The organism is Vibrio sp. 704 (assembly GCF_033339295.1).
Genome location: NZ_JAWOUH010000025.1, coordinates 21,034 through 44,104 on the forward strand (window position 1 = coordinate 21,034; position 23,071 = coordinate 44,104).

At 44.6% G+C, this 23,071-nt stretch carries 18 protein-coding genes; 11 read left to right on the top strand and 7 right to left on the bottom strand.

All coding sequences use genetic code 11. The annotated features are described in order from the left end of the window. The first annotated feature begins 70 nt into the window (after positions 1 to 70). From aspT to R7R24_RS21900, 6 genes are all read left to right on the top strand, one after another. A complete protein-coding gene (gene aspT, locus R7R24_RS21875) occupies positions 71 to 1,786 on the top strand; it encodes an aspartate-alanine antiporter (RefSeq protein WP_064368470.1) in 1,716 nt (571 codons plus the stop codon). A 95-nt stretch (positions 1,787 to 1,881) separates the two neighbouring features. Further along, positions 1,882 to 3,477, top strand: coding sequence for a bifunctional aspartate transaminase/aspartate 4-decarboxylase (locus R7R24_RS21880; RefSeq protein ID WP_064368469.1), 1,596 nt, complete (start codon positions 1,882 to 1,884; stop codon positions 3,475 to 3,477). 125 nt (positions 3,478 to 3,602) lie between these two features. After that, positions 3,603 to 4,460 (top strand): pyridoxal kinase PdxY, encoded by an 858-nt coding sequence (gene pdxY / locus R7R24_RS21885; RefSeq protein ID WP_005377109.1) that lies wholly within the window; start codon positions 3,603 to 3,605, stop codon positions 4,458 to 4,460. 210 nt (positions 4,461 to 4,670) lie between these two features. Next, complete coding sequence (locus tag R7R24_RS21890; RefSeq protein WP_017634571.1) at positions 4,671 to 5,840, top strand: patatin-like phospholipase family protein; 1,170 nt, start codon at positions 4,671 to 4,673, stop codon at positions 5,838 to 5,840. 17 nt (positions 5,841 to 5,857) lie between these two features. Continuing rightward, positions 5,858 to 6,286, top strand: coding sequence for a hypothetical protein (locus tag R7R24_RS21895; RefSeq protein WP_025768103.1), 429 nt, complete (start codon positions 5,858 to 5,860; stop codon positions 6,284 to 6,286). Between the two features lie 142 nt (positions 6,287 to 6,428). Beyond that, the gene (locus R7R24_RS21900) at positions 6,429 to 7,337 is read left to right on the top strand and encodes a LysR family transcriptional regulator (protein WP_064368468.1); all 909 of its coding nucleotides are present in this window, start codon (positions 6,429 to 6,431) and stop codon (positions 7,335 to 7,337) included. A gap of 287 nt (positions 7,338 to 7,624) precedes the next feature. On the opposite strand, the gene R7R24_RS21905 is transcribed toward R7R24_RS21900, so the two are convergent. The 5 genes from R7R24_RS21905 to R7R24_RS21925 all read right to left on the bottom strand — a co-directional run bounded on the left by R7R24_RS21905 (position 7,625) and on the right by R7R24_RS21925 (position 12,719). Beyond that, positions 7,625 to 8,776: an ABC transporter permease gene (locus R7R24_RS21905; protein ID WP_033906182.1), complete on the bottom strand. Its 1,152-nt coding sequence runs from the start codon at positions 8,774 to 8,776 to the stop codon at positions 7,625 to 7,627. Then, on the bottom strand, positions 8,773 to 9,939 hold the full coding sequence (locus R7R24_RS21910; protein ID WP_054579566.1) for an ABC transporter permease: 1,167 nt from the start codon (positions 9,937 to 9,939) through the stop codon (positions 8,773 to 8,775). Before R7R24_RS21910 ends, R7R24_RS21905 begins: the two co-directional genes overlap by 4 nt. Positions 9,940 to 9,961: 22 nt before the next feature. Further along, positions 9,962 to 10,942: an HlyD family secretion protein gene (locus R7R24_RS21915; RefSeq protein WP_054579565.1), complete on the bottom strand. Its 981-nt coding sequence runs from the start codon at positions 10,940 to 10,942 to the stop codon at positions 9,962 to 9,964. Positions 10,943 to 10,945: 3 nt separating this feature from the next. After that, a complete protein-coding gene (locus R7R24_RS21920) occupies positions 10,946 to 12,361 on the bottom strand; it encodes a TolC family protein (RefSeq protein WP_025768106.1) in 1,416 nt (471 codons plus the stop codon). A gap of 130 nt (positions 12,362 to 12,491) precedes the next feature. Further along, positions 12,492 to 12,719: a hypothetical protein gene (locus R7R24_RS21925; protein WP_005377125.1), complete on the bottom strand. Its 228-nt coding sequence runs from the start codon at positions 12,717 to 12,719 to the stop codon at positions 12,492 to 12,494. A 476-nt stretch (positions 12,720 to 13,195) separates the two neighbouring features. Between R7R24_RS21925 and R7R24_RS21930 the strand changes: the two genes are divergently transcribed. Together R7R24_RS21930 and R7R24_RS21935 are read left to right on the top strand one after the other, a co-directional pair. Continuing rightward, the gene (locus tag R7R24_RS21930; RefSeq protein WP_054579564.1) at positions 13,196 to 14,815 is read left to right on the top strand and encodes a sensor histidine kinase; all 1,620 of its coding nucleotides are present in this window, start codon (positions 13,196 to 13,198) and stop codon (positions 14,813 to 14,815) included. Beyond that, entirely contained in the window at positions 14,812 to 15,498 is a 687-nt protein-coding gene (locus R7R24_RS21935) for a response regulator (protein WP_054579563.1), read from the top strand. Before R7R24_RS21930 ends, R7R24_RS21935 begins: the two co-directional genes overlap by 4 nt. A 91-nt stretch (positions 15,499 to 15,589) precedes the next feature. Here R7R24_RS21935 and R7R24_RS21940 read toward each other — a convergent pair whose 3' ends face one another. Further along, positions 15,590 to 17,725, bottom strand: a complete 2,136-nt coding sequence (locus R7R24_RS21940) for a TonB-dependent siderophore receptor (protein WP_213883903.1) — start codon at positions 17,723 to 17,725, stop codon at positions 15,590 to 15,592. 99 nt (positions 17,726 to 17,824) lie between these two features. Continuing rightward, a complete protein-coding gene (locus R7R24_RS21945; RefSeq protein WP_033906176.1) occupies positions 17,825 to 18,790 on the bottom strand; it encodes a helix-turn-helix domain-containing protein in 966 nt (321 codons plus the stop codon). 537 nt (positions 18,791 to 19,327) lie between these two features. Between R7R24_RS21945 and zwf the strand changes: the two genes are divergently transcribed. Genes zwf through gnd form a run of 3 tightly spaced genes read left to right on the top strand, consistent with a single transcriptional unit; the run spans position 19,328 to position 23,030 of the window. Next, positions 19,328 to 20,830, top strand: coding sequence for a glucose-6-phosphate dehydrogenase (gene zwf / locus R7R24_RS21950; protein WP_017634563.1), 1,503 nt, complete (start codon positions 19,328 to 19,330; stop codon positions 20,828 to 20,830). Further along, on the top strand, positions 20,827 to 21,543 hold the full coding sequence (gene pgl / locus R7R24_RS21955; protein ID WP_054579561.1) for a 6-phosphogluconolactonase: 717 nt from the start codon (positions 20,827 to 20,829) through the stop codon (positions 21,541 to 21,543). Before zwf ends, pgl begins: the two co-directional genes overlap by 4 nt. A gap of 38 nt (positions 21,544 to 21,581) precedes the next feature. Continuing rightward, a complete protein-coding gene (gene gnd / locus R7R24_RS21960) occupies positions 21,582 to 23,030 on the top strand; it encodes a decarboxylating NADP(+)-dependent phosphogluconate dehydrogenase (protein WP_005377160.1) in 1,449 nt (482 codons plus the stop codon). Positions 23,031 to 23,071 lie beyond the last annotated feature (41 nt).

A 23,071-nucleotide genomic window follows, 5' to 3' on the forward strand; every position in this document is an offset into this window, starting at 1 on the left:
ACAAATATGAGTGACAGATTATTCGTTAGATTATTTGAGTTTTATATTTATTAGTAAGAGTAAAATTGTCATGGAAATTATTTCTAACCTTTTTGACATGGCACCATTTGTTGCTCTCTTTATTACGCTCTCTCTCGGTTATATGGTTGGTAAAATTACCATTGGTCGATTTGTTCTTGGCGGTGTTGCCGGAACATTATTAATGGGTGTAATTATTGGGCAATTTGGTGTTCATATTGATCCCGGCGTAAAAAGCATTTTCTTTGCGCTCTTTATTTACGCAGTAGGGTATCAAGGTGGTGCGCAGTTCTTCAAAGCATTGAACTTTAGAACCATCAACATTCTACTTTCTGCCGTGGTTATGACGGTTTCAGGTCTGCTTTGTGTGTTAGCGGCAGCTTGGATGTTTGATCTAGACAGAGGTACGGCAGCAGGTCTTGCAGCTGGTGGTTTGACTCAATCGGCAATCATCGGTACAGCGGGTGATGCGATCGCACGTCTTGGTGGTGTGACAGAAGAAGCGAAACACCTAATGCAGACCAACGTCGCAGTAGGCTACGCAGTTACGTACATCTTTGGTTCGCTTGGTCCAATTCTTATGGTGACATGGGTATTCCCAACACTGATGAAGTGGGATATCCGAGCAGAAGCGATTGCTCTGGAAGAGAAAAACTCAAATGGTAAGCGCGATCTTGCGCCGGGTGAATTCAACGCAGTAACCGCGCTGGTTACACGAGCATTTAAAGTGAGCAAAGATGGCGGACTAGTAGGCAAAACCCTAGCTCAGTTAAACCAACACGCTCTAGCTGCTTGTATTGAATTGATTCAACGTGATGGCAAAGTGCTAAAAGTGGACAAATTCACAGCACTGAAAGAAGGGGATGTCATTGTTGTAACTGGTCGTCGTAATGCGGTACATCAGCTGCAAGATGGTTTGGCTGACAACGAGATTGCACTTCCAGAAGGCTATGAAGTTATTGAAGAAAACCGTCAACTGATCGCAGACAACCGCAAACTGATTGGTAAGTCGCTGCAAGAGATCAAAGAGGCTTCGAACCAAGGTTCAATGCGCGGCATTTATGTGACGGATTACATTCGTGAAGGCAGCTCTATCGAAATGACGCCGGATCTTGTGGTGAAGAAAAACGATGTCATCCAGCTTACAGGTACAGCAAAAGACATTAGTCGCGTTGAGAAAAACATCGGTCAACGCATGGGCTCTGCAACCATGACGGACTTCATTGTGCTTGGCATGGGTATGGTGCTTGGTCTATTGATTGGTCTTATCAGCTTTAAGATTGCAGGCATTCCCGTCACCATCGGTTCTGGTGCTGGTTGTTTGATCTCAGGTTTGATCGTCGGTTGGTTGCGTAGCCGCAATCCCCACGTTGCTCAATTCCCAGAAGGTGCGGCGAACTTCATTCGAGATTTCGGTTTGGCAGCATTTGTGGGCATTGTTGGCCTAGAGGCAGGCCCTCAAGCAGTCGACACAATCAAAGAACACGGTATGTCTCTGTTGTTCCTTGGTATGGCTGTGACCATTATTCCTCAGTTTATTTCGTTCTTCTTCTCATACTTTGTATTGAAGATTAAGAACCCAATTGAAGCACTTGGTTGTGTTACAGGTGGACGAAGTGCGAACCCAGCATTCGCGGCTTTAATGGAAAAAACAGGCAACGCAACGCCAGTATTCTCATTCACCGTGACTTATGCAGTGGCTAATGTACTGCTTACCCTATGGGGTCCAATTATTGTCGGCATTATTACTTTAAACGCAGGCATGTAATTTAAATAAATTTGAACACGCTTATCGCCTAATTAAATAGGTGGTAGGGGAAGTATTATCCAAATTTCATTAAATAATAGATTCAGGTAAATATTATGACTACGCAAAACACAACAATTGATTTTTCAAAATTTGCAGATTTAAGCCCATTTGAATTAAAAGATAAACTTATTGAAGTGGCACAAACTGTTCCTGACCGCGCTTTATTAGATGCTGGTCGTGGTAACCCTAACTTTCTAGCGACACTACCTCGTAAAGCGTTTATTCGTTTGGGTGAATTTGCAGTATTGGAAGCTGAGCGCACTTACTCATACCTAGATGGTGGTTTCGGTGGCATTCCAGATGGTGTGGGCATTGTTGAACGCTTTGACACGTTTGCAAGCGACAATAAGAAAGACCAAGGTGTGCAGTTCTTAGAAAAGTCGCTGAGCTACGCAAAAGACCGTTTGGGTCTAGAGAAGCAAGCTTTCTTGAATGAACTGGTTAATGCATACCTTGCATGTAACTACCCAGTGCCACCACGTATGTTGACGAACATCGAAACCGTTGTGAAGCAGTACATCGCAGAAGAGATGTACGGCCCAATGCCAATGACAACAGACTTCGATCTGTTTGCAACGGAAGGCGGCACAGCGTCTATGACGTACACGTTCCAAACTATGTTCAACAACGGTCTGTTGAAGAAAGGTGACAAGGTCGCGCTAATCACTCCAATCTTTACGCCGTACCTAGAAATTCCAGAACTGAGTGAATACGAACTGGAAATCGTTGAACTACGTTTGGATGAGACAACATGGCAGCTGCCGATGTCTGAAATCGAAAAGCTTGCAGATACAGACATCAAACTGCTTTGTGTCGTGAACCCAGCAAACCCAGCGTCTGTGAAGTTCTCGGATGAAACTCTGGATAACCTATCAAACTTCGTAAACAACGAACGTAGCGACCTGTTCATCGTGACTGACGATGTATACGGCACATTTGCGGACGACTTTGTCTCACTGTTTGCGAAACTGCCATACAACACGCTTTGTGTGTACTCGTTCTCTAAGTACTTCGGTGCAACAGGCTGGCGTTTAGGCTCGATTGCAATTCAACACAACAACGTGTTTGACGATGCAATGCGCAGCCTTCCTGAAGCGCGTCAACTTGAGTTGGACGATCGTTACAAAACGCTGACTCCGGAACCTCGTGAGATTAAGTTTATTGACCGTATCGTAGCAGATAGCCGCAGCGTAGCGCTTAACCACACAGCAGGCTTGTCTCTTCCTCAACAAGTTCAAATGGCACTGTTCTCATTGAATTGTCTGATGGACTCAGAGAAAAACTACAAAGAAGCATGTAAACGCATCATTCGCGATCGTTACAAAACTCTGTACAAAAACATGGGTGTAGAAATTGAAGAAAACAAAGATCGTGTGGACTACTACACACTGCTTGAGCTCGACACTCTGGGCGGCAAATTGTACGGACCAGCATTCGTTGAATGGTTCAAAGCGAGCGAGAAAGGCAAAGACTTCCTGTTCCGCCTTGCACATGAAACCGGCGTTATCCTACTTCCAGGCCAAGGCTTCGATGTAGTGCATGCATCAGTTCGAGTTTCGCTAGCAAATCTTACTCACCACGAATACGAGCTTATCGGTCGTGCAACACGCAAAGTGTTGGATGAGTACTTTGCTGAATTCAAAGGCTAATGAATCCAGCCTGATTAAGAATAAGCCTCGGCGTTGTCGAGGCTATTCCGACCAAATAAGCACAGTGCGCGATATTGTGTTTATTTAGTCGCCAAGCTAACAAACTTCTCAATTAAGAGTGACTTATGAAAAGCATTATTTCTATTCAATCTCATGTGGTTTATGGCCACGCAGGAAACAGTTCTGCAGTCTTTCCGATGCAGAGAATGGGCCTCGAAGTCTGGCCAATTCACACGGTTCAGTTTTCAAATCACACTCAGTACCAGCAAGGTTGGACTGGACAGAAGTTTGGGGCAGATGAAATTCATTCTCTAATGAGAGGCTTAGATAACATTGAGAAGTTAGGAGAATGTGGCGCGATACTGTCCGGTTATCAAGGCAGCGCAGAGCAATGTCGAGCGGTGGCCGAAGCGGTAAGTTTAGTCAAATCGCGTAACCACAGCGCGCTTTATGTGTGTGACCCAGTTATGGGTGATCCAGACAAAGGTTGCATTGTGGCAGACGGTGTCAAAGAAGCGATAAGCCATAGCTTGTTGCCCATCGCTGATGTGATTGTTCCTAACCAGTTTGAACTGAGCGAGTTAACAGGTGTGAAAATTGACTCTCTTTATGATGCGGTCACTGCATGTAAAAAAGCCCTAGAGCTGGGACCGAAAATGGTATTGGTGAAACACCTGCATGCACTAACAGATGACGCCTTCAGTATGATTTTAGCCACACCGAAAGCAAGCTATTTGGCCCAACGCCCTAGTGTTGAATTTGCTATGCAGCCAGTCGGTGTCGGTGATTTGATTTCTGCGATTTTTACTTCTTGTTTGGTGAAGAAGATGTCTCCTGTCGCAGCCTTTCGTCATACACATAACGCCGTTTACGGTGTATTGGAGATCACCAAAGGCTATGGCACATGGGAGCTACAGACGATCAATGCCCAATACGAATTTGTCGAACCGACGCATGAGTTCAACGTCGTGAAAATTGCTTAGCGCAGTACCTAATTAACGGAGAAGCGTAAAGTTAGCATATAGAAACTTGGCATAATTGCTTTGATGGATAGCATCCTACAATCGCGATTATGGGGTTTAGCCGTGCCTAGCTATAGTAACTCCACACAACGAAACGGACTTCATTTTGACCCAATTAACTTCAAACTGAGTCTCTGGTCATACGCCAGAGAACATTAAATGAGACTGATTATGAATCGTTTAATTTCCTCTGGTGTGACGGTTGCACTTTCGCTGCTGATAGTAGCTTGTAGTTCACCTCATACGCTGGATGTTCGTGTTTCTCAAAGCAACTATAAAGATGTCGAGATCGCGAGTTCGACACCAAATGAGCCACTTCGAATGTGGGCCAATGAAGCGCCGGATTTTCTCTACTCAGCGCACAATCAAACCACACCGATCAAAGTAGAGGGTGAACAGCTCAATATTTTGGCCTTATCGGGTGGTGGCGTAAACGGCGCATACGGTGCCGGCGTTTTGATGGGGCTACAGGAAAAGGGGGAGCTAAAAGATTATGCCATCATTACTGGAGTCAGTGCGGGTGCCCTAATCGCTCCTTTTGTTTTCATTGGCGGTGATGCGATGCCAAAGATGAAAGAAGTCATGCTCAACATCAATGATAAGAATATTTTGGGTAAGAAGAACTTCTTAAATACCCTGTTTAAGGACGCGTTTACCGATGGTGAGAACCTCTATGATTTCATCGCAGACGCTTACCCTGAGCCCATGATCGAGGCGATGGCGCAGCAACACCGCAATGGTAAACGCCTCTTTATTGGCAGTACCCATTTTGATTCAGGCGAACTGGTGATTTGGAATATTGGTGCGATTGCGAACAGCGATTTAGCGGACAAATCTGAACTTATTTACAAGGTGCTTGCTGCGAGCGCATCGATCCCTGGTGTTTTCCCTCCACAATTTATCGATGTTGAACATGATGGAGAAACACTTGAGGAGTTACACGTAGATGGCGGTCTCGCAGCGCAGGTGTTCTTTAATCCGTCTAACTTCAACTATCAACAAATCTCAGATGCTTTGGGGTTAGAAAAAGCGCCTCAGTTGGATGTGATTCGCAATGGTGCGTTAAAAGCGCCGTATCGTCCACTAAAAGACAAAGGTTTGGACTTGGTATCGAAAAGTGTCTCAAGCCTTACGCTAGCGCAAACTCGAGGTGATCTCTATCGAATGAAATACATCAGTGAAATCAACGATATCGAGATGCAGTTTACCTACATTGATCAAGATTTCAGGTACGCCAAAGTAACGAAAGATATGTTCGATCACCGCTACTTGCTGACGATTTACGAATATGGATTCAAAAAAGCCACCCAAGGGCAACTTTGGGTAACTGAACTCCCTTAATACAGGAAAACGATACAATGAAAAAAGCCGTTCTTACACTCATGATACTTACCGCTTCCGCGACTGCATTCGCCCAAAGTGGAGCCCATCTTGACCAGCAAAAAGTGGATAGTGATATGCAGCAACTGTCTGCAATCAAAGAAGAAGGTGCAGCCTTTATCATGATTGACGAGAACTCGAGTTACGTGGCGGTCGAGTTCGTGGGAAAGTGGGAAGAGATCAACAACTATGTGTCACACAAAGAAGCGAAAAAACGTAAATTGGAAAAAGTGAACAAGCAGTTCGTGTACTCTCAGGTCGGTGAAACGTTGGAGTCACTTGAGCAAAAAGTCGTTGACCACATTTACGCTGATCAACCTAAATATTTCAGTGTCGATGTCTACCGCGATTACCATGGTGACTCAGGAGAATTCAACTATTTAGCTCGTGTCGTTGAGTACAACTAAGTTAGAGAAAACCTACTGAAGCTAGTAGGTTTTTTTGTGTCGTCGAGAAGGAATTCAAACGCAGATTGTTTCCGTTACCAAGTAGCAATTCTACGATCTTGTGGTAATTTAATTAGATAACTCTAAAAAGTAAGCACAACCTATGAATTTTAGTTTTGAACAACTTCTCGCGTTCGTAACCGTTTATGAACAGCTTTCGTTTAGTAAGGCGGCGGTCAAACTCAATAAGCACCGAACCACAATAGGGCAGGTGATTACCAATCTTGAAGACCAACTGGCGGTCAACCTGTTTGAGCGAGTGGGGCGCTCGGTAGAACCGACAGAAGATGGTCATCTTCTTTACCACTATGCTAAGCAAACCATCGAACAAGCACGTACTTTCGATAAAGTCGCATTAAGTCTAGCTTACGGTGGGTTAGAGAATGTTAGTATCGCCTATTCAAGCGCTATACCACACCGTTTTCTTGTATTGCTTCGTATTCAATTAGCAGCAGATTTTCCGATGATGCGAGTTAACTTTCTTGTTCGTAATCGCAACGAAATTAAAGGGGGTTTACAGAATGGTGATTATCAATTCGGTATTGTCAATGTGCATGATAGTCGAGCAATACATAGTCTGGATGCGACGTTTTTAGGTCATTTTGAATTTGTTCCTTTCGTCCAGAAAGGTGGTGAACTCGCTTCTATGGCACCAGATCGAGTATTGACAGCCTTGAGGAATAGTAAACAATTTGTACTGCGGTCTCTTATTGAAGAGGGAATGGGCGAAAAAGTCATCGTAAGTTCGAACTATGAAGAGGTCGACCAATTGGCCCTTGTAGTGAAAATGGTTGAAGCAGGTTTAGGATGGGCGATTCTCCCCAGAACGTTTGCCCATTCGGAGTTTTCTAATAATCATATAGAGCCAGTGGAAGCTTCTGAATTATTGGAAGGTTTTAAGTTTGGTTTTGGCCTATGGTGCCAACCCTCTAAGCAAGTTGGTGATGTAAAAAATTCAATCATGAAGGTCGTTACAGAATACCGAGAGAAAATAATCCGTGATATGACTTAGCGGCGACATGTATCCTGCTCATCCCTATCAACAACAAGACTCAATGTGAGTCTTGTTTTTTTGTGTCTGAAAAACGTTATCGTTCTAGCGAAGAGCTAATGTCTATTGGAAGGATATAACCCTCTATATGAGAGTATGGAGTCCATAGTTTTTGGCTTAATCTAACCTCGCTCAATGGGTAAGCCCAGAGCAAAAAGTGTTTTTACCATATGTCCGCTGCAAGGACGCAGATTTTCAGCCGGGTTTAGTTACCCGGCTTTTTTTATAGTAATAGAAAATGTCAGCTGTCACCCCAAGCTCTCTGTTACAACTGGCTTGTTACTTCGCTTAGCAATCCAGTACGCAACGCTACCCCAAAGCACGGTGAGTGCCCAAAGCGCCGTCCAATGTGGAGCGACTTGTTGCCAGGTTGCCCCCATTTGGTTTAGCGCTAAGAAAGCTTTTATCGCCCAAGTGCTTGGGCTTAAATCAGCAATCCATAATAAGGGAGTAGGTATGGCTTCAATCGGCCAAATAAAACCAGCCAAGAAAATGAGCGGCATAGAGCTCACTAAGACGACTAAGGTGACAAGTTCACGCCGAGGTAATAAGTAACCTAGCCAGAAGCCTAGTCCGCAACAACCTAAAAAGAACGGGAACAACATAGCCAGCAATTCGCCCGCATTGGCGATATGGTTTACGTTTAAACGTTCGAAGCTAAAACCAAAATAATAGGCGCCGAGTAAATAATAAATTGCCACAAATACTAACGTTCTCACAAGCAGCAGCGATCCCGTTGATACTTGTGACCAATAGCCACGACCATGACGCTGTGTTCCCGTTTGTAATCCAACCGCCATGATCAACGTTTGTTGTAAAATCAGAACAAATACTGCCGGCACTACGTATTCGATGTAACCCATGGTTGGGTTGAACGTTGGTTTCATATTAAGCTTAATAGCAGAGTAATTATGGCTAGCCATACTCATGGGCACACCATCTATCACCATTTTACTGACTTTCACTTGGGCCCCTAATGTGCCTCCAGCTTGGGCCAATCCTTCTACCACGGTTCCGTACACGAGAAAATACGAGGCGTCCGCAGCGTAGGCCAGAGTCGGGCTTTTACCTAGCATTAGGTCTTTGTAAAAGTGTTCTGGTATGACTAAAAAACCGGTGATCTCTCGTTGTAAAAATGCTTGCTTTGCATCGGCAATCGTATGAAGTCGAGTGACTACGTTGACTTGCGGAGTGGCATCAACCATACGTTCTAGCTTTAAACTCGTCTGACTACCATCTAGATTAACAATCGCGATTGGTTGTTCACGAGGCGTTTGTTGTGCATAAGGCAAAGGGTATAAAAACGAGTAAAATACGACACCACCAAACACGGTCAACGTAACGACTGGATTGGTTAGAACGGCCTTAAGTTCCGCTTTAATCAGTTGCCACAATGTCATACCGCCTCCTTCGCTTGGCGTGTTGATGAAGCTGTTCGATGTTTACCCATCAAGGCTGCGGTAATGAGCAGGGGCACAACGTAACCAATCATAGGCCATAGCGAGCTTAAAGATTGTGCGGCCGATGCTCCATAGCTTGCTTGACTCACTTGTACTTCAATGTAATGGGTAATCGGCAATAATGAACGCCATGCATAAGCGAGCGTGTTCATGTCAGAAACTGGGAATGTAATTCCCATGAACGCGAAGCTTGGAGCCGTAAATGCGCCAGCAAAACTCATCGCACGTGCAGGATCCATCGACAAGAAGAAGAACAACGCTCCCATAATGATACAGGCGATAACCGTCGCCAATTGTGCTAATAGCATAACCACAAAACTGCCTTCCATTGGCCAATCAAGCACGGAATAAAACCAGTACAAGAACAACGCACCTTGCGCCATAAAGACCGGAATGTACTGACTTAATAGGGTAGTGAGCCTGGCGTATGGCTTTTCGCCCAAAAATGCAAAGCTATTCTTTCCACCATAAATGCGAAAGTGCGCGGCAAGAATCAAAATAGTGCTTACTACAATACATATTTGCCAAATGGCTGGCACGATAGCCGTTACCAAAAATTGTGCGTAGTTATTGTTACGGTTAAATAATGCGGTTATTTGTGTCGACACGGGTACAGCCTGTCCAGCCGCTGCTAACGTTGTGGTGTTACCCTTAGCCAAGTTGCCCATTACTTCAACCTGAGCGTCGAAATAGCCTTGTGCTTGCGCAACGGCAGAGTTGATCAGTTTCGCTACCAAAATGTACTGACTGTTGTAAAAGACAGAAAGTTGAGGTTGGCGGTGCTGGAGAATATCTTGGTCGAACTTAGATGGGATGACCGCGTAAGCGTAGATATCGCCTTCAATCATCGCATTTTTTGCTTCGCTTGCACTGGCGTAATGATAGTTAACAGCCAGACTCGACGACGCATCCAAAGATTGAATGAGCTTTCGAGAAAGTTGGGAATGTTGTAGATCAACCACACCGATTGGCAGATCCCGGGCAATGCCCGCAGAGAACACTCCCCAAATCATCATCGCGAGCAAAATCGGTATCCAAGTAAGGCACGAAAGCAACCACTTGTCTCGTCGTAAGATATGCCGCTGTGAAATCTTAATCGTCATAGCATTAACCTAGTGGTTGTGATTAAAGTTCAACGACAACACTCATTCCCATACGCAGTTCAGGTTCGGGTTGAGCTGGACGAGCTTCTACTTCAAAGGTACGAAGATCAAAACCTTGAGAAGCATCGGTTGCTCTCCACGTTGCAAAGTCACCCATAACGGCAACATGCGTTACTTTGAACTCAACATTTTTGTTTAAGGCAGGCAAATAGGCATCAAAGGTTGCTCCTTTTTTAAAGTGTTGAAGGTAATCTTCACGCACATTAAGTGTCGCCCAGGCATCTTCTGTATCTATCACAGTAACAACCGGGAAGCCCTGAGGTGCTAATTCACCACTTTGAAGTAGAACTTGAGAGACTTCGCCGTCAAACCAGCTGTAGATCTGAGTATCTTTCGCGTACGCTTCTACTTCGGCTACGGCACCTGATGCCATGCGCGCTTTTTCCGCCGCAGCCACTTTGGTTTCACTTCTAGCGCCTTCTTTTGCCATTTCGTACATTTGAAACGCGGCACTTTCTGTGTATTTCGCTGCTTGCCACTGCGTTAAAGCTTCATCGCGCTTTTGTTCTGCAACCACGCCATCGTTATAAAGGTTATTTACACGATTGTAGGTTTTTTCCATTAAATTCGCAGCGGCTTTGGCTTTCATCCACTGATCTTTTGCTGCTTGGATTTGTTGCTCACGTGCGCCTTTCTCAGCTTCTTGAGCTAAAGCGTCCGCCGCTTTTTCACCTGCTTTTGCTTGTTCTAACTTCGCTTCAATTTCAGGACTATGAAGGGTAAAAATAAGCTGACCTTTCTCTACATCGTCGCCTTTACGTACCATTACCTCATCAATACGCCCTGGGACTTTTGAGGAAATGCTGTATTGCTGGGCTTCAATTAATCCCTGTAAGCGGATCGGTTCCGAATGATAGGCTTGGTAAAATTGATACCCAACCCAAGAGGCAACACCCAAAGCACAAAGTGAGAGTAAAACGGGTTTTAGTGATTTAGCTGCCATGATTTATTTCACCTCTTTGGATGTTGAAGCAGGGATATAAGCGGTATTTTGATATTGTTCGAAGCTGTTCATTTCACTGCTCAATGCGAGTAGCTTGGTTAAAGATATTAAATAGCGGAAACGCGCCGCTGAACGCTGTGTTTCTATACTCGCGACATAAAGTTGTGCATCCACAACATCCAGCGAAGACGACAGACCCTGAGTAAATGCTTTTTCACGCAAGCGCAGGTTTTCATTAGCGAGTTCAATGCTAGATGCGAGCCCTTGTACTTCATCAATGGCTTGCTGAGCCTCCAAGTATGTCTTTTGGACTAACAGCGATAAGTCTTGTTTGGCTTGGGACTTTAATGAGTCGACCTGCGAGACGACGCTTTGAGCGGCTTTGACTTTTTCGCTTCGCCCTGATGATTCAATCAGTGGAATGCTGACACCAACACCAACTAACCAGTCTGGCTTCATTTGGCTTGCGAGAGAATCGTCTTCATACAAGCTGTAGTCGCCGTAAAGATAAACTTCAGGGTAGTATTTCCCTTTTTCTGCTTTGATTAAGCTAGAGGCTTGTTTGTGTTTAGCGCTCAGAAGTTCTAACCCCGGATAGGTAAGCAACGTTTGATCGACAAAAGCGCTAAGAGGGGGAAGACTGTCGTTGATAAACAAAGATTCAGCGGGCTCTACGGCGTCATCTTGTGCGAGTAATTTACCTAATGCAGCCTGAGCGATACTCAAATCGCTGGCAGCTTTACGTGTTTCTACGGATGCTTTATCTAAAGAAGCCTCGGCTTGCAGGCGCTCAACGTGCGCGATTTGTCCTTGCTCTTCAAGCTTAATGGCAAAATCTCGATGCTTTTTTAGCCCAGCTTCAACCGCTTGCCGCGTTGCGAGTACTTCCTTTGCCAGTACGACAGAAAAGTAGTACTTCGATAAATCTTCAAAACGCGCTTGTTGTTCCATTAGAAGCTGACTTTTCGCCTCATCCGTTTTGCCTTCTGCTGCTGATTGAGCCGCAGAAATTCTACCACCAGTAAAAATTGGCCAAATGGCACGAATAGACGAAGAGAAAATATCGCGCTCGGTTATGGTCGAAGTGGTATTAGCTAAGGCACCAAAAATAGGCTGAAAAGCAGGAGGTACGTTAATGTGTGCTCCTGTGCTGTCTAGGATCTGTTTTCCCGACAGCGTGATATCGGTATCTAAACGCGTGTAATTCGCGCCAATAGTAACCTGAGGTAAGTTGAGATTGCTGGTGGCACTCTCTTGGTATTGGTAGTTCTCGACGTTTGAGCGTTGAGCTTTAAGAGAATAGTTGTTTTCTAGCAATAGCTGCCATGCGGTATCAAAAGTGATCGGTGCCGCATGACAGGCAAGGGAAATCGAGCTGCTAAGTAAGCCCAGTATCCAAACCTTTCCTGTTTTTTTCATAATGGCTGCTTTGTCGTAGAGTATTAGCTCTAATATAAAGGATTCGTAACTGCGTGTTAAGTAGGAGGGAAAATTGGGCAGTAGTATGCGCCCAGTTATATTTGTGCTGGGCGCGGGAGATGTTACAAATTTATTTCGTATATGGACAGTGAAACTCCGCTCTCCACTCGAGCTGACGAGAACCTCGCATCGTATTCAATAGATCTTTTCCACTCATTTGAGGGAACGATAACAGGACTTTGAGATCAGAAGTACCGCCTCCGTTTTTTTCATAAGCCCTGACGTGTGTAAATGTTGAATACATATTCTCTGACAGCATCGCCTTATTCAGGCATATTCCAAAGGTATCGCGTTCCATGTTTGGTGTTCCTTCTAACTATAAATGCACCTCTGTTTATAGTTTTCCAGTTTTCAGATGGTGTCTAAGTGTTTGTCATATAGTCAGTATTTGTGTTTTGTTTTATTTTTGTCCAAACCACTGACATCAATGTTGAGCTTTTAATAGACTTCCAGCTTCACTGCTTTCAAACCGAAACTCTCATTGGTTTCGTTGATTAAAAATTATACGTTGTAAAGTCTAAAAACGCCTCAAAAACCGCTAAAATCGATGTGATCGCGATCATGATTTTAAGGGCAATTTATGTATGGAATTGAGTATCAGAGAGGAATGCTAAATTTGGTGAATGGTTGTAATTTTATGTTTCAGCTCGTCGATTAATTAACCGTAAACTCTGCGGTTTGCTTGTCTTCCTCACAGATTTATCACCACGACAACGTCATGCTGTTAACTGAGTGTTAACGTTACGCTCAAGAGTGAATCACAAGGATGTATCAATGAGTTGGAAAACCATCAGCTTTCGTAAGCGGATGCTCATTATCATGACGCTATCGGGGTTGATAGAGCTGTTATTGCTTGTCGCCGCAGGGTTCACTTATCTCAAAATCAATCAAGAGCAAGAAATGGGAGAAAAAGCACTGGGTGTTGCCCGTTTTTTAGCGGACTCAGCGGTTGTTCGTGAAATGATCGAAACCCAACACCCCCAGCCATACCAACTTCGCTTTCGAGAATTAACCGAAGCCATAGGTGCTGCATTCATCGTTATTGGCGACCATAAGGGAGTACGCTTAATCCACCCTGTTGATGAGCGGTTGGGCAAGCCAATGAGAGGTGGCGACAATCGTCGAGCGCTAGAGCAGGGGTTGTCTTATGTTTCGACGGCACAGGGCTCGTTAGGTTATTCAGTTCGTGGTAAAGCTGCGATTTTTGACGAGCAAGGGAACATCATTGGTGTGGTTTCGGTTGGCTATTTGCTCGACCGACTGCAAGACCGCATCGAACCATTTTTGGCCTTTTTGATTTTAATGGTCATCGTAGTTGTCGTCGCTAATGCCATTGTATCCAATTATGCGTCGAGAAAGTTTCAGCGCGCCATTTTAGGCTTTGAGCCTGAAGAGATAGGGCGGTTGTACGGCGAATTAGAAGTGACGATGAGCACTATCAAAGAGGGCGTGTTAAGCATTGATGCCCAAGGGATACTTCGCTCGATAAATCGTAGTGCCTGCCAGATTCTCGGTATTGATAGAGAATCAGCGCTCAATAAACCTTTGACTGATACGCTGCGTGATAGCGATCTATATACAGTGTTAGAAAGCGGGCAGGAAGATCATGATATTGAAATATTCCTTAATCATAAGCGCCTGATTGCAAATCGCTCTCCAATTTATGTTGATGGAAAAATCGTGGGGGCGGTATCGAGTTTCCGTTTAAGGGATGAAATCAATGATCTAACCGAACAGCTATCACAAACCAAGGAATATGCAGATTTGTTACGTTCGCAAACCCATGAGCATCGAAATAAGCTCAACACCATTAGCGGGCTAGTACAAATGGGTGAGCTTGATGCGGTGCAAAAGTTAATTGGACAAGAAACCGCACACTATCAAGCAATGATTGAGTTTTTAAGAGATACCGTTAAGGACCCGCTAATTGCAGGTATGTTGCTTGGAAAAACTGAACGTGCTCGCGAGTTAGGCTTACAACTGGTGGTTGAGGAAGGCAGTCGTCTGGAGCCCCTGCCTGAGTGGCTAAATTCGGAAGATCTTGTCACAATTTTGGGTAATTTGATTGATAACGCTTTCGATGCCACGTTAACTTCAATTCGCGATGAATCAAATGTTGCGTCAGAACGCAGAAACATTGATGTGTCCGTTAGTGATTACGGAAATGAAGTGATACTTGAGGTGATAGATCATGGCTGTGGCCTCCCAAAAACAATGGATCCACAAACATTATTTACAAAAGGCGTTTCAACGAAATCTCGTCAAAATCGAGGTGTTGGGTTGCACCTTGTCAATCAGCTTGCTACTCGATATCACGGCCATGTTGAGATGATACCCAATACAAATTATGGGACAAGAATAACGGTGTACTTACCCAAGGAAGAACAATTATGAGTATGGCGACTCGCGTAATGATCATTGAAGATGATCTGGCTATTGCTGAGCTGCACCACAAATACTTAAGCCAACTGACAGGTTTGGAAGTGGTCGGAATTGCGACCACGAGAATGGAAGCGGAAATGCAACTCGACATTCTTAAGCCAGATTTACTATTGATGGATGTCTATCTTCCCGATGGCACAGGGCTTGAGATACTAAATACACTGCGTGCAAGTAACCAAACGTGTGATGTCATTTTGATTACAGCCGCAAGAGATGTCGATACATTACAACAGGCGATGAGGGGTGGCGTTGTCGATTACCTGTTAAAACCAGTTATGTTTCCACGCTTAGATGCCGCACTGAAAAAGTATGTGTGCCAACGCCAACAACTAGACATCGTAGAGAGTTTGGATCAGAACCTCGTTGATAAAATGCTGCAGTCTCACGCCAATCAAGACAACTTGCCGAACCGATTACCGAAAGGGATTGATGGTGTAACGCTAGACAAGATCAGAGAGTTGTTCCCAAATGGCAGTGTACTGACCGCTGATGAGGCAGGCGAAAAGATCGGCGCGAGCCGAACAACGGCGAGGCGCTATTTGGAGTATCTGATCAGCACTGGTGAACTAGAGGCTGATTTAAACTATGGGTCGGTAGGTAGGCCGGAAAGGTGCTATAAAAAAGTGACACGGTAGCGTTTATATTGATGCTCTATGCAAAATAAAAAGCGATGGCTTGTTGTAGAAACCATCGCTTTACAAATTACTGCTGTTCTGTTCTAAGAGGTTAGAAGTTGTATTCTAACTTCGCTTCGATAGAGCGCTCAGCGCCAAACCAACAGTTATTTTTGTCGTAACAAGAATAGTATTCTTTATCGAATAGATTGCTTGCAGAAAGCGTGACGCTAGCCCCTTTCATTGATTCAGATATCGTTGAGAAATCGTAACTTGCTGCCAAATCAAACAAGGTGTAGTCCGGTACTTTTTGACTATTCTGTGCATCAATTTGTGCTTCCCCGACATAGCGAACGCCAGCACTGGTACGAAGGCCTGAAAGATTTCCTTCAAAGAAGTAATTGGCCCATAGAGAGGCCGTTTGCTCAGGTACCCAAACCGGCGTTTTACCTTCTTGGTTGTAATAACTGTCCTCGGTAATCTCCATATCGGTATATGTATAGCCTAGAGTGAAATCAGCTTGTGCTGTGGCTTGCCATTTTGCCTCAAGTTCAATACCTTGTGATACCACTTCGCCCGCTTGATAGTTCGGTGCATAAGGATTATTCGGATCGGTCAAGATCGCGTTTTTCTTCGTAATATGGAAGAGTACTAAGTTACCTGAGATATCACCAGATAATGGTGCGTATTTAAAGCCTAACTCCCATTGATGACCGGTTGATGGCTCAAATGCTTTACCAGAAGAGTCGGCACCCGCAATTGGCTCAAAACTTTCCGAGTAAGTAAGGTATGGCGAGAGACCAAAGTCTAGCTCATACAAACCACCGACTCGGAAAGATACGTTGGTATCGTCTAACTCTTCCTTGCTCTTGGATACTGTTCCTAGATAATCGCTAACGGCGTCTGTATTTGAATCGTATTTATCCCAACGAAGACCTGCAATCATTACAAGTTGGTCGTAACGAACTTGATCTTGGAAATAAACGCCAATCTGCTTCGTTTTGATATCCAAGTTTTGTTTGTATTGGAAATTCAGTGCATTACGATCAATGCTGTTGTGGTCAGGATTAAAAATGTCCTGAGTTAGCGAATACCCAAGCGTGTCTTTGTATTTTACATCTGAGTCTAGATACTGATAATCAAGCCCGAACAATAAGTTATGTTCAAAATTTCCTGTTTTAATGTAGCCCGATAGTTGGTTGTCAATCACAAAGGATTTGGACTTTTCATCGGTTAAATAGGCATTTCGACCAACGGTACGGTTATCCGCTTCAAGTGCACCGTTATATGTGTTTTCCTGATAGGCATCGGCGGTCATGTAGCGGGCATTCTGTAGAAATTGCCAATTGTTGTTAAAGTCGTGTTGGACTTTGTAACCCATCATCAGAACTTCGCGTTCGTAAGTGTTCCAGTCCTCATCCCCTAAATAAGTGCTTGGTGACATCGAGCCAAGTGGGTTTTTAATCACTGAGCCAGATGCAGGCACAGTCGTGTAGATACCTGCTGATGGATCATTTTGATAGTAAACATTCACGTTCACTAATGTGCTTTCTGTCGCTTGCCAATTGAAAGATGGGGCGAGTACATAACGTTCATCTTCAGACGTATCGGCTTGACCATCTCGCTGTTTTGCCAGGCCGACGATACGGTAATCCACATTAGAATCACCAATTTGTCCTGTGGTGTCGAACGTCAGTTCTTTTAGGCTGTTAGTCCCAGTACTAATCGAGACAGAGTGCGAGGGTGTTGACTGAGGCGCCTTGGCGATAATGTTGACCATACCTCCTGGTGGAATATTGCCGTAAAGAACAGACGTTGGCCCTTTAAAAACCTCGATTTGCTCAAGAGCAACGGAATCGACCTGCGGTTGAAGGTTCCAACCGTTGTACAGCAAAGGAAGACCATCATAAAAGTTGGTGTAGTTAATAAAACCACGAATATTGAATAGGTCAAGTCGGGAAACGGCACCGCCACGCAATTCTGTATTTACGCCAGGCGCGTAACGCAATGCTTCGCTCACCGAGTTTACGCCGCGCAGGTCCATGTCATCTTTAGTGATTACCTTGATCGCTTGCGGTGTTTCCTCCGGTTCTAAAACGGTTTTAGTTGCGGTGTTTCGGTATGTTTCTCCTAGCACCGTAATCGTTTCGTGTTGGGATATGCTCTCAGTTGCATTGGCGTGGCCAGCGAGCAATGCGGATACGACGATAGCAACCGCTGAACGATGAAATCGAATCGGACTTTCCATATTTATAAATTCCACTACTTTTTCTATTTATTGATAATGATTGTTATTTGTATTCTATATTCAAAGAAATAGGAAAAGTTAACAATTTGGTGCAAAACACTAATCTTTGGAACTTATTCTTCTGTTCTTAGGTTTTAAAGATAGCGCGTCGTTTGGCTCGACAGGAATCCAATACTGCATTTGTGCTTGTTCGCTATCAACATCATAACCTTCTGGATAAAGCTCTAACTCATAACCATCGATAGCATGATAATTAGAGTAGGGTAGCCAATGTAAAATAAACCATTCTAGCGTTGAGGCGAGCTCTGATGCTTTGCCTATGTGTGTAATGACGGCGTAGGTTTGCTCAGGAACAGCCAAGAGGTCTAACCCCGAGTTGGAAGAGTTCGTTGATCTTGGTGCGTTTGCTGTTGGACTGCACTCATAACCTGCCCAATACTCAAGTTGTTGGTTGTTTGAATACGCTTGAGTCACATCAATCACGCCAAAGTAACTACTTTCCGAATTGTTAAGGTTTTCAGATGAATAAAGACGTGACCAAAGTGACGGTACTTTGGATTGGAAATCGGGCGTAGCGGAAAACAATCCGTGAATAGGTTCATGATAACCAGCAAGTTCAAAAGCCGGTTTTGTTTCTATTCGAACTTCAATAAAGCGCTGATGTTTTTTCTCTTCTTCTGGTGTCTTACGCAGCGTCAAAGGTTGCCTCAACCCGGAGAGTTGTTGCGTTTTTCGATATTCGCGGGGGCTTTTTGAAAACATATTCCTGAACGCACGGCTAAATGCGTGTTCAGATGTAAATCCCATTTCTATCGCTATATCTAACGAGCGGTCAGAAGTATGGATTAAGCGCTCAGCCGCAAGGCTAAGTTTAAGCTCTCTGATGTAGTGAGCGACGGATACGCCAGTGTGTTGTTGAAATACGCGTTGCAGTTGCCAGCGCGACCAACAACTTGCTTTCGATATTTCATCTACGCTCAGAGTGCTGTCTAAGTTGGTGTGAATGTAGTCAAGCACCGATTGTATTCGGTTTATGGGATGTGGGTTAATGGCGCTTGATTTCATGGCGTTCTACTTTCACATTAATAGTGATTTCATTATCTTTAATTGAGTATCATTATCAATAGGATGATGAAATAAAAAGTAAGTAACACAGATCACGATAAAACTGTAATGGATTGCAAGGATGAGTAATTATTGTCCATATTAGAGTTTTTGCTTAAATTTTGGAGCGTTCAGATGAAACTTTTTTTATCAATAAAATACAATCGCTTATGACGTTTTGTGCAACTTATTTAAACGTTTGCACTGGCAAGTGTTGATGTAAATCAAATAGTCGTAGACAATATTGCCCCGTGTCGGACTCTCCTCCAGCGAGTACAGTGTGTACTTTTGAGACATAAGTGACTTAAATGACCTCAATACGTCGTGTTTCCAAGAATCGGAAATGCAACTTCTTGAGGTTCTTTGGGCCCATAGACTTTACCTATCAACGTAATAGGTAAGACCAATTTTCTATTTTGAGGTGCCATTGATAGGGTTGGCTCATTCTCTAGCCGTATCCGGGCACACAATAAGTACCTCGTTTTTAAGGGAAAGATGATGGTAATACCAGAAAACAGCAGCATCGTTATTTTTGGTGCTTCAGGTGACCTTACGTACCGTAAGCTCATTCCTGCTTTATACCACCTCTACGCGAACAAGCAGCTTCCAGAGAATTTTGCCATTCTGGGTGTAAGTCGCACTGAATACAGTGATGAGTCTTACCGCGCGAAGCTGAAAAAATCGCTTCAGGAAATGGAAAAGACTGAGCCAGAAACGCTTGATGCATTTATTAACCATCTGCACTACCAAGCAATTAATACTTCTGACACACAAGATTACGGTAAGCTATCTTCTCGCTTAGACCAACTTGCGGACGAATATCAATTCGAGCAACGCAATACGCTTTTTTACTTAGCAACCCCACCAAGTTTATACAGTGTGATCCCTGCAAGTCTTGCAGCACATGGTCTTAACAGTGAAGAGGATGGCTGGAAACGCCTGATCATTGAGAAACCATTCGGCTATGATCTTGAATCGGCGCGTATTCTGGACAAAGAAATTCACGAGCACTTCCAAGAGCATCAAATCTACCGAATTGACCATTACTTAGGTAAAGAAACGGTACAAAACCTACTTGTGCTTCGTTTCTCTAATGCGATGTTTGAGCCGCTTTGGAACCGTAACTTCATTGATTACGTTGAAATCACAGGCGCAGAATTCCTTGGCGTAGAGGAGCGTGGTGGTTACTACGACAACTCTGGCGCTGTGCGCGACATGTTCCAAAACCACTTGCTACAAGTATTAGCAATGGTAGGTATGGAACCACCAGCGCAAATCAATGCAGACTCGATGCGTGATGAAGTGGTAAAAGTGCTTCAATGCTTAAAGCCATTAGACGAAAACGCTCTGCGTAATGACCTAGTATTAGGCCAATACACGGCGTCTGAAGTTCGTGGGCAAAGCCTACGCGGCTACCGTGAAGAGCCGGGAGTTGCAGACGATTCTCGTACAGAGACTTACATCGGTTTGAAAGCGTACATCAACAACTGGCGTTGGAATGGCGTGCCATTTTACGTGCGTACTGGTAAGCGTCTTCCAACACGCGTTACTGAGGTGGTTATCCACTTTAAACAAACACCGCATCCTGTGTTTGGTCAAAACGCACCAGAAAACAAGCTGATCATTCGTATTCAACCAGACGAAGGCATTCAAATGAGCTTTGGCTTGAAAGAGCCAGGCGCAGGCTTTGAAGCGAAGGAAGTGAAAATGAACTTCCATTACGCTGACCTGCAAGAAACGCAAATGCTAACGGCATACGAGCGTCTTCTACTTGATGCTTTGAATGGTGATGCTACGCTATTTGCACGTAGTGATGCGGTGGAAGCGTGCTGGCAATACGTACAGCCAATCTTAGATTTTAAGCAAGATCCACAATCCCTCTTCGGGTACGCATGCGGCACTTGGGGGCCTAAAGAGTCAGATGACTTGTTACAGCGTGATGGCCGTGCTTGGCGTTTCCCATGTAAAAACTTAACAGATACGGATTACTGTGAACTATGATCAACCATAAGATCTACCAAACAGCAGAACAGGTAGTTGAAAGCCTAGCTAACGATATGAAAGCGTTTAGCGAAATGGGCAGACCTGTTCACATCTCTCTTTCTGGCGGCAGCACTCCTAAAATGCTGTTTAAACTACTGGCTTCAGAGGCTTACGCAACCTCCATTCAATGGGAAAACCTCCACTTTTGGTGGGGTGACGAACGTTGTGTTGCCCCTGACGATGCAGAAAGCAACTACGGTGAAGCGAACACATTGTTGTTTAGCCAAGTAAATATTCCTGCAGAAAACATTCACCGCATCCGTGGCGAAGATGAGCCTAAAGCAGAAGCCGAGCGCTTTGCAAAAGAGATGGCAGAGGTAATCCCGAATGAAAACGGCACACCTGTGTTTGACTGGATCTTATTAGGCGTTGGTGCAGATGGTCATACAGCTTCTCTGTTCCCTGGCCAAACGAATTATGATGATGCGAACCTATCTCTTGTGGCGTCGCATCCTGAATCGGGCCAACTTCGTGTGTCGAAAACCGCACGCTTATTAGAAGCAGCGAAACGCATTAGTTACTTAGTGCTTGGTGCAGGAAAAGCGGACATTGTTGAAGAAATTAACAGTTCACCAGCACACGCACTGCCATACCCAGCGGCTAAGATTCAAGCGAAATCGGGCCTAACGGAATGGTATTTAGATTTAGACGCGGCAGCAAAAATTGCTTAAGACGCTGCTCGTCGATGAAATAAAATTGGAGAGAAACAATGAAAGGTGATATCGGTGTAATTGGCCTAGCAGTAATGGGTCAAAACCTTATCCTAAACATGAACGATCACGGCTTTAAAGTGGTTGCTCACAACCGTACTGCTGCTAAAGTAGACGAGTTCCTGGAAGGTCCAGCAAAAGGCACGAACATCATCGGTGCATACTCTCTAGAAGAACTAGTAGAGAAGCTAGAAACGCCGCGTAAAGTAATGTTGATGGTTCGCGCTGGTGACGTTGTAGACAAGTTCATCGAAGCGCTAGTACCTCTGCTAGACAAAGGCGACATCATTATTGACGGTGGTAACACTAACTACCCAGATACAAACCGTCGTGTTGCTGCACTACGTGAAAAAGGTATCCACTTCATCGGTACTGGTGTATCTGGTGGTGAAGAAGGTGCGCGCTTCGGTCCATCTATCATGCCTGGCGGTGCTGCTGAAGCATGGGAAGCGGTTAAGCCTATCTTCCAAGGTATCGCTGCGAAAACTGACGCTGGTGAGCCATGTTGTGACTGGGTTGGTAACGATGGTGCTGGTCACTTCGTTAAGATGGTACACAACGGCATCGAATACGGTGACATGCAGCTTATCACAGAAGCTTACCAGTTCATGAAAGACGGTCTTGGTATGTCTGCAGACGAGATGCAAGCAGTATTCGCTGATTGGAACAAGACTGAACTAGACAGCTACCTTGTTGAAATCACGGCTGACATCCTTGGCTACAAAGATGAAGACGGTGAGCCTCTCGTTGAGAAGATCCTAGACACAGCAGGCCAAAAAGGTACTGGTAAATGGACTGGTATTAACGCACTAGACCTAGGTATTCCACTAACACTTATCTCTGAGTCTGTATTCTCTCGTTGTCTATCTGCACTGAAAGACCAACGTGTTGAAGCTGAATCTCTATTCGGTAAGACAATCACTCCTGTTGAAGGCGACAAGCAAGAGTGGGTTGATGCACTACGTCAAGCGCTACTAGCTTCTAAGATCATCTCTTACGCTCAAGGCTTCATGCTAATGCGCGAAGCATCGAACGAGAACGGTTGGGACCTAAACTACGGTAACGTAGCCCTAATGTGGCGTGGTGGTTGTATCATCCGCTCTGCGTTCCTAGGCAACATCCGTGATGCGTACGAAGCGAACCCAGACATCGCATTCCTAGGTTCTGATGAGTACTTCAAAAATATCCTACAAGGCAGCCTAGCAGCATGGCGTAAAGTAGCAGCGAAGTCTCTAGAGTCTGGTATCCCAATGCCATGTACGATTTCTGCGCTATCTTTCCTAGACGGTTACACAACAGCTCGTCTACCAGCGAACCTGCTTCAAGCTCAACGTGACTACTTCGGTGCTCACACTTATGAGCGTATTGACCGTCCACGTGGTGAATTCTTCCACACTAACTGGACTGGTACAGGCGGCGACACAGCGTCTACAACTTACGACGTGTAATCGTTTTAAGTAAACCGACTAAATATAAAGATATAAAGGGA